The sequence below is a fragment of the Ralstonia psammae genome, assembly GCF_958405935.1.
Lineage (GTDB): Bacteria > Pseudomonadota > Gammaproteobacteria > Burkholderiales > Burkholderiaceae > Ralstonia > Ralstonia psammae.
Genome location: NZ_CATZBU010000017.1, coordinates 12,612 through 23,951, shown reverse-complemented (window position 1 = coordinate 23,951; position 11,340 = coordinate 12,612). Strand labels below are relative to the sequence as shown.

8 protein-coding genes and 1 pseudogene are annotated in these 11,340 nt (G+C 61.0%); all 9 read left to right on the top strand.

Going from position 1 to position 11,340, the window contains the following annotated elements:
* Window positions 1–10: 10 nt before the first annotated feature.
* The 9 genes and pseudogenes from R2N16_RS22995 to R2N16_RS22955 all read left to right on the top strand — a co-directional run bounded on the left by R2N16_RS22995 (window position 11) and on the right by R2N16_RS22955 (window position 10,898).
* The gene (locus tag R2N16_RS22995) at window positions 11–1,744 is read left to right on the top strand and encodes a ShlB/FhaC/HecB family hemolysin secretion/activation protein (protein ID WP_316668946.1); all 1,734 of its coding nucleotides are present in this window, start codon (window positions 11–13) and stop codon (window positions 1,742–1,744) included.
* A 38-nt stretch (window positions 1,745–1,782) separates the two neighbouring features.
* Entirely contained in the window at window positions 1,783–2,514 is a 732-nt protein-coding gene (locus R2N16_RS22990) for a hypothetical protein (protein ID WP_316668944.1), read from the top strand.
* A gap of 63 nt (window positions 2,515–2,577) precedes the next feature.
* On the top strand, window positions 2,578–3,408 hold the full coding sequence (locus R2N16_RS22985) for a peptidylprolyl isomerase (RefSeq protein ID WP_316668942.1): 831 nt from the start codon (window positions 2,578–2,580) through the stop codon (window positions 3,406–3,408).
* Between the two features lie 104 nt (window positions 3,409–3,512).
* The gene (locus R2N16_RS22980; protein ID WP_316668940.1) at window positions 3,513–3,884 is read left to right on the top strand and encodes a hypothetical protein; all 372 of its coding nucleotides are present in this window, start codon (window positions 3,513–3,515) and stop codon (window positions 3,882–3,884) included.
* 617 nt (window positions 3,885–4,501) lie between these two features.
* On the top strand, window positions 4,502–6,436 hold the full coding sequence (qatA, locus tag R2N16_RS22975; protein ID WP_316668938.1) for a Qat anti-phage system ATPase QatA: 1,935 nt from the start codon (window positions 4,502–4,504) through the stop codon (window positions 6,434–6,436).
* Window positions 6,436–7,320, top strand: coding sequence for a Qat anti-phage system associated protein QatB (gene qatB / locus R2N16_RS22970; protein ID WP_316668936.1), 885 nt, complete (start codon window positions 6,436–6,438; stop codon window positions 7,318–7,320). Before qatA ends, qatB begins: the two co-directional genes overlap by 1 nt.
* Window positions 7,317–8,684, top strand: a complete 1,368-nt coding sequence (gene qatC, locus R2N16_RS22965; protein ID WP_316668934.1) for a Qat anti-phage system QueC-like protein QatC — start codon at window positions 7,317–7,319, stop codon at window positions 8,682–8,684. The genes qatB and qatC overlap by 4 nt, the downstream gene beginning before the upstream one ends.
* Window positions 8,685–8,697: 13 nt before the next feature.
* On the top strand, window positions 8,698–9,447 hold the full coding sequence (gene qatD / locus R2N16_RS22960) for a Qat anti-phage system TatD family nuclease QatD (RefSeq protein WP_316668932.1): 750 nt from the start codon (window positions 8,698–8,700) through the stop codon (window positions 9,445–9,447).
* A gap of 152 nt (window positions 9,448–9,599) precedes the next feature.
* Window positions 9,600–10,898 (top strand): annotated as a pseudogene (locus tag R2N16_RS22955) (IS5 family transposase).
* Window positions 10,899–11,340 lie beyond the last annotated feature (442 nt).

Here is an 11,340-nt window from a genome sequence, read left to right as displayed (position 1 = left end):
GGCGATGCGCATGTTGCTGAAATTCACGCCGCTGGCCCTGGCAGTACTGCTGCTTGCAACGACCACCCACGCCCAGACCCCGCCGCTCGAAGACCCGGCCCAGCGTGCCTTGCGCGAACGCCAGGAGGCCGAGCGCCGCCGTGAGGCCAACCAACCTCCGCCGCAAATTCAGCTTCCGCAGGCTGTGCCGGACGCCGCGAGCGTCGAATCGGTGGTTGAGCCCGGCACCACCTTTGCCATTCACCGGGTCCAGTTGAGCGGCAATACAGTGCTTGACGACGCCACGGTGGCGGGCATCACCCAGCCGTTTGTCGATCGCGACCTGGGCACCAACCGCATCAACCTGCTGCTGCGCAGGCTCACCGAAGCGTTCGTGCAACGCGGCTTTGTCACCACGCGCGCCTACTTGCCGCCGCAGAACCTCAAGGAAGGCGTTCTGACCATCGCCGTCGTACCGGGCAAGGTAGAGAGCCTGCAGATCAACGGGAAGACGGTGCGGACCTCCGTGCCGAACCAGCCGGCCGCCGGCGGTACGCAGAACGGCGGCTGGCTGACCGACGCCGGTACCGTCTGGTCGATGCCGACCGTGGGTGAGACGCTAAAGCTGACTGATCTGGAGCAGGGTGTCGACCAGATCAACCGCTTGCGCCGCAACCAGGCCGAAGTACAGATCCTCCCTGGCCAAAGCCCTGGCGGCTCGGTCATTGCCCTGACCAACCAGCCAGGCGACCGCTTCCGTTTCAACGTGGGCACGGACAACTACGGCAGCCGTGCCACCGGCACCACGCGTTTGCGTGCCGGCATCGATGCGGACAATGCGCTCGGCTTCCAGGAGGCGCTTTCGCTGTCCTACATCGGCACGACCGACACCAATGCCGCCATTGCCTCGGCGGCGGTGCCGTTCGGCTACAACACCTTCAGCTATACCGGCTCGTTCTCGGAGTACAACAACCTTATCGGCGACACGGCGCTCGTCTACGGCCGCACCTTTGCACACACCTTTGGTTGGAACCGCGTGATCGAGCGCGACCAGGCGGGCCGTACAGCGTTTGACGTGACGCTCACGCACCGCCGTACGGAACGCGAAGTCAACAACCTGCTGCTGGATCCGCAGTTTCTGACGGTGCTGCGGGTCGCCATCAACGGGCTGCGCAAGTTCGCCGTGAATAACCAAGGCGGCTATGCCACCTGGGAGGCGGGCGTCACGCGCGGCATGCGGACGCTCAGCGCAAGCCAGGATGCCCCAGATATCAGACGCGACGAAGCGCACAGCCAGTTCTGGAAGCTTGATGGCAACGCCAGTACGCAGTTGCCCCTGCCGAGCCTTGGCAAGGCTGCGTTGGCGTACCGCAGCCAGGTGTCTGCCCAGTGGTCGAATGTGGCGCTGTTCGGTTCGGAACAGATCTTTGCGGGCGGCATGAGTTCAGTTCGAGGCTTCCGCGAAGGCCTCATCAGCGGAGACCGAGGACTGACCTTGCGCAACGAAGCAGTGTGGGCGAATGCGCCTTCGATTGCGGGCGTGCGGATCGAGCCGTATGTCTTTCTGGATGGCGGCCAGACGCAGTTGGTGGCCACGCAGCACTGGCAGTACCTGGCCGGTACCGGTGTGGGGGTGCGGCTATCGGCGGCTTACGGCAAGAACATGTTGACCAGTGAGTTGCTGCTTGGCCGTGCGCTGGTGCAGCCGGCCGAGCTTGGCGCCAAGCCGACGGTCTTGTTGGCGACCTTGAACTGGACTTATTGAGCAACCGGTACGCCAACCCGACACCCAGGATCATGAACATGAAGATTTCCAAAGGCGCAACGATCAAGGCTGCATACCGTTCAGCCTTTCAAATTCCATTGCGTCACCCCTTGCTTACGGTGCTCACTACCGTTGGTCTTCTGATGTTGACTGTTGCGGGAACCAACGGGGAGTTCCGACCCTGGTTCTTCATAACGCTGCTCATGATGGCACAGACATTGGTGACGGTGCCGCTGCAAGTGGCCGGATATCGACTCCTCCTGCGTCGAGAGACGAATAACCATGCGTGGTCGCTTCAGACTGTCGCCTTCTGTGTTCTTGCGGTGTTCTTGGGCGCAGGGTTCATGTTGATCGCCAAGCTGCGATTGATGTTGGGCTTGATCGGTGCGGTCGGTCAGTTTGGGCTCTATTACCTGTACTACCGTCTCATTCTGGCTTTGCCCGCTTTGGCGACGGATGCTGGACGTGCCGCTCTTCGCCTTTCGTGGGATGCGACGGCTGGACAGGTCTGGTCGGTCTTTGTCGTCATGACCGCTGGCACGGCACCCATCATTGTGGCGTCCGTGCTGATGCTGACAACGGGACAGGTTTCTATGCTTGGCGTTCCTCAGACACCGATCGGATCGGTGTTACAGGCGGCCACCGCGGTGATCTCAACGTTCTTGGTCGTGGGGACTATTTCGGCGGTCTATCAGAACTTGCTGGGTGCGTCAGAGTTCCGTGGTGGACCTGGTGAGGTAGCACCGAGCGACGCTCTCCCACTTGGCTAAATGGCACGCGCCGCTATTGTCGACGCCGACTTTGAACTGAATTTATTGACAAGGATTTCTGACATGAACACAACGATTCGCCACTTCGCCATGACTGCGCTGGCTGCAGCATCGATTTCATCCGCATGGGCTGACACGCTGCCGGCGGGTGCTGTGGCCGTCGTCAACGGCGCACAAATCACGCAAGCCCAGTTGGACCGAGCGATTGCCCAGACTGGCGTGGCCGCAAATCCCAACTTCGTACAAGCGCTCAAGCAGCAGTTGATCGCGCGGGAACTGTTCCGCCAGCAGGCCGCCAAGAACGCCACCTACGAAAAGCTGCCGGCAGTGAAGCAGGCGGTGCAGGAAGCGCATGACGCGGCCATCACGCAGGCTTGGCTGAAAGACAACATCAAGCCCGCCCCGGTGACGGATGCACAGGTCAAAGCCCGCTATGACGCGATCGTCTCAGGCCTGGGCGACAAGGAATACAAGCCACGTGTGATCCAGGTCGGCGACGATGTCACCGCCGCGCTGGTCATCACGCTGCTGAAGCAGGGCGGCGATTTCGCCAAGCTGGCACAGCAGTACAGCACTGCGCCGAACAAGGCGCGTGGCGGCGAGATGGATTGGGTGAGCTTCAAGGTGCCGGCCGAAGAGGGCAAGACGCAGAATTTGCCGCTGCCACTTGCACGCGAGATTTCCGCATTGCAACTGGGCGCGACCAGCGCTGCCCCAGTCGAAGTGGGTAACCAGCGCTACATCGTGAAGCTCGATGCGATGCGGCCGACGCAAGTGCCGGCGTATGACGCCGTAAAGCCGGCCATAAAGCAGGCGTTGGAGACGGCGGAACTCGAACGCGCCACGGTGCAGGTAGTCGGAAACTTGCTGAAGACTGCCAAGGTCGTGCAGTGAGGCAGATCAAATGCAATCCTCGGTGACCCGGTCCGATAGCCGGTCACGAATGGCAGCCGTCCGGCATTGACGGTCTGCACAACCTTCACGCACAAGGAGCGCGCGTGCAACAAGTTTTGAGTAAAACCTTCGGCGGGTTGTCCCGCCCGTACTACTTCCGGCATTTTGTATTCGGCCTGATCTTTCCCGTCTTCATCTTCTGGATGTTGTCGCACGCGAAGCCATCGTCGGGGCAGCACGCGTTCCCCTTCACGCTCGTGCTCATCGCGATCCTCAATACCGTTCTCTACCCCTACGCGCGCTTCGTCTACGAGGGTGTAATCGGCTTCTTGATGGGCTCGAACGTGTTGTTCGTCAATGCCTTCATTGCCCTGTGGTGGAAGTTGGTCACGATGGCGCTGTGCTGGAGCCTGGCGATTTTCATCGCCCCGATCGGCCTCGGCTATCTGTACTTTCATCACAGCAGGGTGCGATAGCCCGTTAGCCGCGGAGGAAAACGCTTTGGGAGAGAAAGCTATGCCCCCCATGATTTGGCACAGCGGCAGCTGGGTCAGGTCGGCACCGCATGTCGCGAAGCTGCCGAAGCAAGTGGCGGCTCCGGCGCCTGATCGGGCTGCGAAGCGCGAGCTTTGGTTGGCTCGCGCCTGGAGACGCAGAGCTGATGGGGCATCGACGCTCTATGCGGGCGATTTCCGCATCCTGGTGTACTTCACGGGCCGCTCGTGGGGTTACAACATTGAGACGGTCAAAGGCGAGCCGGCGAGTTGGTCGAAGACCAGCTTGCCAGCTTGCCAGACGCTAAGTTGGCCACCTTCGGCAAAGTCGCGCGCTTATCGGGAGCGGCAAGGTAGGCCAACACATCAGCGCCACACCGGCGAGGCGGGTGGCTAGCTGCGTATTGATGGCAGCATCAACGGAAAATTCACCATCGATCGAGTGCTGGGCCGCCGCCCATGTGCGGTTCTTAACGAGGATGACCGAAAATAATCTGGACGACATCCAACTTTGCCGCCGCGTGGGCCGGTACGGCCACACTTCTCCTCCGGAGGAGTAATTCAGTTGGCGTCGGCGAATAAATGGGGGAGAAAGACCAATGATCCTGACCGATAACGAAACCAAAGTCGATCTGCTAAACAACGAGGCTATTGCCACCACGATCATCGGGTTACTTCGCGCGAAGCCCGAACATCCGGTGACAATCGGCGTGCATGGCGATTGGGGCGCCGGAAAGTCCAGCGTGCTCGAAATGATCGACGCTGGTTTTGCCGATCAGAACGATGTCCTGTGCCTCAAGTTCAACGGATGGCGCTTTCAAGGTTTCGAGGACGCGAAAATCGCCTTGATCGAGGGCATAGTCACAGGCTTGATCGAAAAACGTCCGGCGCTAAAAAAGGCAGCAGTGGCCGTCAAGGATGTCTTCAGTCGCATCGACTGGCTGAAGGTCGCTAAACGGGCCGGGGGCTTAGCCTTGACCGCATTCGCCGGCATTCCGACGCCCGAGCAAATCGGAGCAGTCGTCGGCTCCCTCGAAGCGCTAGTGGCTGACCCAGCCCAGCTCGTCACGAAAGAGAACCTCTCCACAGCCATCGATGAGGCGAAGGCCCTGCTGAAGCCGGGCGAGTCCAAGAATGTGCCGGAGGAAGTGGAGGCCTTCCGCAAGGCATTCGACGAGCTCCTGAAAGACGCTGGCATCAAACAACTCGTTGTCCTGATCGATGACCTCGATCGATGCTTGCCAGATACCGCCATTGAAACCCTTGAAGCAATCCGGCTTTTTGTATTCACCGCGCGTACGGCCTTCGTCGTCGCGGCCGACGAGGCAATGATCGAATACGCGGTGCGCAAGCACTTCCCAGACCTCCCCGACAGCACCGGCCCGCGAGACTATGCCCGCAACTACCTCGAAAAACTTATACAGGTTCCGTTCCGCATCCCGGCCCTGGGCGAAACCGAGACACGGATCTACGTGACGTTGCTGCTCGCTGGCGCCGAAGTCGGCGAGGGCGAAGAGAACTATGGGAAGCTGATTGCTGTAGCGCGAGAGAAGCTGAAACGGCCGTGGACCAGTGGCGGCCTGGATGCCGCGACGGTCAAGACCGCGCTTGGCCAACAGGCCGAGAAGGCAAACAATGCGCTAGCACTCAGCGATCAGATCGGACCCATCCTCGCGAGCGGCGCAAAAGGCAACCCGCGCCAAATCAAGCGCTTCCTCAATACGCTGTTGTTGCGCGAGCGCACTGCGACAGCACGCGGTTTTGGCGACGACATCAAGCTACCCGTGCTCGCGAAGTTGATGCTCGCAGAACGATTCATCCCAAGGTTGTTCGAGCAGATCGCGTTCGGCGCAGCGGTCCATCCGCGAGGGCTGAGTGAGGACCTCGAAACGCTGGAGAAGAGCCTGGTGCCGGTTGACGGAAAGGATGGCGAGTCGAAGGGGCAAAAGGTCGCGGAAGCGGTACCCGCCTCCGACAACGCCGTGTTGAACGAGTGGAAATCGTCGGAGACGGTGCGCGACTGGGCGAACCTTTCGCCAAAGCTGTCAGGACTCGATCTACGCCCCTATTTGTTCGTCACCAAGGACAAAAAAGACTACTTCGGTCCGGTGTCGGTACTCGGCCACCTAGCTGGCGTGGTCGAGAAACTATTCGGCGGCAAGATGACCGTCCAGGGCTACGAAGCCGAGTTAAAGCAGCTCGTGCAGCCCGAAGCCGAGAAGGTGTTCGAGGCCGTGCGCAGCAAAATTATGAGCACGGGCGTCTTTGATACCCGGCCCGCAGGTATCGATGGCCTCGCCGTCCTGGTGAAGGCGCAACCGGGGCTCCAAAGCCGGCTGATGGATTTCCTAGAGGCACTGCCAAATATCAAGTGTGGGCCTTGGGCTGTCAGCGGCTGGCAAGGCGTCATCAAGGACAGCGAATACGCTGCTCGTCTAACGCAGCTGCTGGGAGACTGGAGCAAGGTTACCAATAACCCCGGCCTCAAGGCCAGCGCCGAAGCGGCACTCAAGGATTTGAAGGGAGGACGTTGATGGGAACCTCGACGGCTTACGGCGGCCCTGGGGGAGGGACACCGCTTGTTCCTTCATGGTTGGGTGACGCCGATGGCGCGGGCGCACCTGCAGCCCCGCCTGGCGATGGCGCCGGCCCGAACGGCCAACCGCCGGCGGACGGCAATGTGCCGCCGGCGCCCCCGGACCGGCCACCCATCCCCAAGACTGCAGACCCGCAGCGTTTTTCCGGTGCTCGCAATAGTTTCACGCGATTTGCCGGTTCTGGCGGCAGCGACCGCGCCAATCTGGGCCGGGCAGTCTCAAGATACGTCTCAACATCGGCTGGCGGGGCGCGCCAAGCTGCCCAACGTATGGGCGCCTCGCGCGGAGCGGGTGCACGGCTGCTTGGCTTTCTGGCCGATGCACAAGCAAGAGGTGTGCGCGAGGCGCTACGTGCGCTGGACCTGGAGTCGTTGGCCGGGCGACCGCTCACGGAAATCTTCGTTGGCCTAGCCGACTATGTCTGCCCAGGCGCGGGCACCGTCGATGAAGGCATCGCCCGCGAGGCGTACATTGAAACCATCGTTGAACTGGCAAGCGAAGGACTTACCGATCTGACCACCTTCACGCCCGACCAGATGCAGACAGTCTTTGAGTTGTACGCTACCCACGCGATAGAAGCGCGCATCTGCAACGACATTGGAACAAAGGCGGTCACCATGCCTGCGGACACACAAGCTGCGTACCGTGTCGAACAACAGTTGCGCGACTTTATCCGTGGCGGGGTGAGCGACGCGTTGACGCGGGCTCGTGCGGAAACTCCGAATCTCACGCCCGAGCGGATTCAGGGGTTCGTCGATGCGTTGTACGAGTCTGCGTTTGCAATCTTAAAAACACTGGGCGATGCGGAGGCCGACCAATGAAGCGCCAACTCTTGGCAGGCCGCTTCGGTCCTGATGACAGCGTCGATGTGACGGCGGGCGCCGATGAGCAAAGGACCTACCTACAACTCGTCGCCGGAGAGAAGTCTCTGGATCATGGCATCGGCCATGCACTGACTAGCTTAGAGAAGGTCGGTGTGTTTCCCTCGGAGATTGGCATTGACCTGCTGGTCCTTGCCGCCCATGTCCATGCGGCGGACACGCGCATCTCTCGCGCCGAGCAATCGCAAGACTCGTGGACACGTGAAATACGGCTCGTTGTGCCGGTAAGCGATCCATCGCGCTGGGCTGCTGCAGCACCGGCTCTCAAGAAATCTCTGGATTTCCTGACGGGCGATCGCTGGATGATCGGGTTTAGAGCACGTCCGGGGCGGTTTGCGGACATCACCCAACCGGCGCCTCCGAGTCTGATTGCTTCGCCCTTTGATTCCATCAGCCTGTTCTCAGGTGGACTGGACAGCATGATCGGGGCGATCGATTTGCTGGAGGACGGCGCCACACCTCTGCTGGTCAGCCATTTCGGCGAAGGCGCAACGAGCGATGCCCAAAGGAAGCTGTTCGTAGGTTTGAAGGAGTACTACGCCAAGTCATCTTTCGAACGTTTGCGAGTCGGCATGACGTTCATGGATGGCCTTGTGGAAGGCGTCCGCAGTGAGAGCAGCACACGCGGAAGGTCGTTCCTTTTCTTCGCTCTGGGGGTGTTCGCGGGCAGCGGGCTGGGGCGACGTTTCGTCCTGCGTGTCCCCGAAAATGGGCTCATCGCGCTGAATGTGCCTTTGGACCCTTTGCGGTTGGGAGCAAACAGCACCCGCACCACGCATCCATATTACATGGCGAGGTGGAACGACCTGCTTGCCGCACTCGGCATAGACGGCGAGATCCGAAACCCTTACTGGGACAAAACGAAGGGCGAGATGGCCAAAGCCTGTCGCAACCCGGACCTTTTGAAGAAGCTGGTGGCGGATTCGTTGTCGTGTTCTTCCCCCGCCAAGGCCAGATGGCTAGGACATGGTATTGAGCAATGTGGTTATTGCCTGCCATGTCTTATCCGTCGCGCAGCGTTGACGGCAGCATGGGGTACTGGGAACGACCCGACGACGTACACGGTGCCAGATCTCCATGCGCAGCCGTTGGACACCCGCCAGGCGACAGGGGTGCAGGTGAGGTCGTTCCAGTACGCAATCGAGCGCCTGAAGGGCAGGCCCCAGCTCGCGAACCTATTAATCCACAAGCCCGGCTCGCTTGCGGATGAAACCGCACACTTGGACCAGCTTGCCGACGTCTACCGGCGCGGCCTGGGCGAAGTCGCACGGCTCATCGACGGTGCTGAGGCGAGACCAAGTTGATGAGGGTACGAGCATGATCGCTACTGCGGGCCTCGTGGACTTCCACTGCCATCTTGATCTCTACCCGGACCACGCAGCGGCAGTCCAAGATGCGGAGGCGTCTGGCGTGTTCACATTGGCCGTGACGACGACACCTCGCGCGTGGCCCCGTAATCACGAACTCGCGCAGCGTACCAAGCATGTTCGAGCAGCGCTGGGGCTCCACCCTCAACTTGTGGCGGAGCGTGAAAGCGAGATCGAGCTGTGGGATCGGCATCTTGCGGAGACGCGCTATGTTGGCGAAGTGGGATTGGACGCCGGCCCCAGGTTCTTCAGGTCGCTCGATGCACAGAAGCGAGTGTTTCAGCACGTGTTGGAGGGTTGTGCGCGGGCCGGCGACAAGATCATTACCGTCCACAGCATCAGATCGGCCAAGGCAGTACTCGATCTCGTCGAAATGAACCTACCGCCCGATCGAGGAAAAATCGTTCTCCACTGGTTCACGGGAACAAAGAGGGAGGCGGAGCGCGCGTTGGAGTTGGGCTGCTACTTCTCAATCAACGCGGGAATGCTGGGCAATGACAGGCACGCACCGATGGTGCAGGCGATTCCCCTGGATCGGATGCTGACGGAAACCGATGGGCCTTTCACTCGCACCGGCGACAGACCTTCACAGCCGAGCGATGTAGCAAGCGTCGTCGAGGAATTGGGGCGGTTGCGGCGGCTACCTGCACGCGATGTGGCCAACCTCGTTCGTGACAACCTACGAACATTGCTCGGATAGCGGCGGTTGTTGACTTGCACCGCTAGCTGGTCGGCCCTGAACAATTCTCCCAGTCCTTGCAGGACAAGGCTTTGCGGCTCCAAGGACGTTGCCGCAATTGCAGGAATCAAGCATATTGAAGCGGCAATCCTGCAAATGTCGACGAGGTTTGGATGGGTCCGAAGGCACCAGTCAGCGAGGCAGATTTGTTCCGGCATCCGCTGCGCGAGCAGATCAACCTGAAGCACCCGCTGGTGCGCTTGGCCGACTTGATCGACTGGGAGCGGCTCACCGCAGCGATGAGCGAGAGCTTCATGTCCAGCGTGGCCGCCCGGCCACCTCACCACGCCCGATTGCCGGCTTGCTGTATTTGCAGCACGCCTTCGACCTGTCTGATGAGGAGGTCGTCTGGGAGTGGGTCGGGAACCCGTATTGGCAGGTGTTCACGGGCGAGACGTACCTGCAGAACGAACTGCCCATAGACCCGTCGAGCCTGACGCACTGGCGTAAGCGCTTGGGAGAAGCCGGCGTGGAAGACCTGCTGGCAGAGACGATCGAGGCAGCCAAGCGCGCAGGCGTGATCAAGCCCTCCAGCATCAAGCGCGTGATCGTCGACACGACGGTGATGGAGAAGGCGATCGCGCATCCAACCGATTCGCGACTGTTGGAGCGTTGTCGTGAGCATCTGGTGAAGGCGGCGGCAGAACTACACCCGAGAGGCGTCGCGCTTGGCCGGCCAGATCGGTCGCTACGCGCACGCCAAACAGTACAAGCGCATGAGGCGCGCGCTGCGCACCTTGCGCTCCCGGGTGGGTCGCGTGATGCGCGACGTCGAACGACAGCTCGGTTCAGTGGCGACGCAAAGCAGCACAGCGCTGGAAGACTTGATTGGCTGAGCCAAGCGGATTCTGTCGCAGAAGCCGAAGGACAAACACAAGCTCTACGCGCTGCATGCACCGGAAGTCGAGTGCCTGGCCAAGGGCACGGCACGCAAGCCGTACGAGTTCGGTGTGAAGGTGTCGATCACAACCACGCACAAGGAAGGGTTGGTGCTGGGAGCGCGCTCGATGCCGGGCAATCCGTACGACGGACACACGCTGGCCGAGGCGCTGGAGCAGGCGGAGATTCTGAGCGGCGTGAGGCCACTGATGGCCGTGGTTGATCGCGGCTATCGGGGCGTGGAGGTCGAGGGCGTGAAGATCTACCACCCGGGTCTGCGGCGCGGCATCACGCGCCGCTTGCGCGCGATGATCCGGCGGCGCAGTGCGATCGAGCCGGCCATCGGGCATATGAAGGCGGACGGCAAGCTCGACCGGAATTGGCTCAAGGGCGCGTTGGGTGACGCGATGCACGCAGTGCTGTGCGGCGCTGGCCACAACCTGCGAATGATCCTCAGGGAGCTGCGGCTTCTTTACGCCCTTGTTCTTGTTGTCCTGTTGAGCCGTTGCGGCTCCGCTATGGCGATGGTATGAGGCCGAGCAGCGGAAAAGACGAATTGTTCAGGGCTGACTAGCTGGGTCAACTCTGCTCGTACGTTCACAGAATGGGAGGTGATGTTGCGCACACCGGAGACCATCGCGGATCGTGCTGGGCGCCACATGCCATCAATGGCTGCGGGCGCACCCCTACTCCAGTTCGCGCACGTCATTCAGTGGATGGAAACCCAACAGTTGTTGGAACGGTAGACAGCGCGCAGCTCCTTCAGGAACTCTAACCTTCGCCTGCGCGTGCCCGAAAACATCCGGACCCGCCGAGGCCATCGCCGTCCATCACTCCCGCCGAAGAAACGATTGCGTGCTTCGGTGGACTTGAACCGTAAATGCGACACCCTCAAAACCTTGCGGTCATGCAGGGGTGCTGACACAAACATGCGCCATGGATGCATGTCGAACAGAACGCCAGGCGGATACGGCA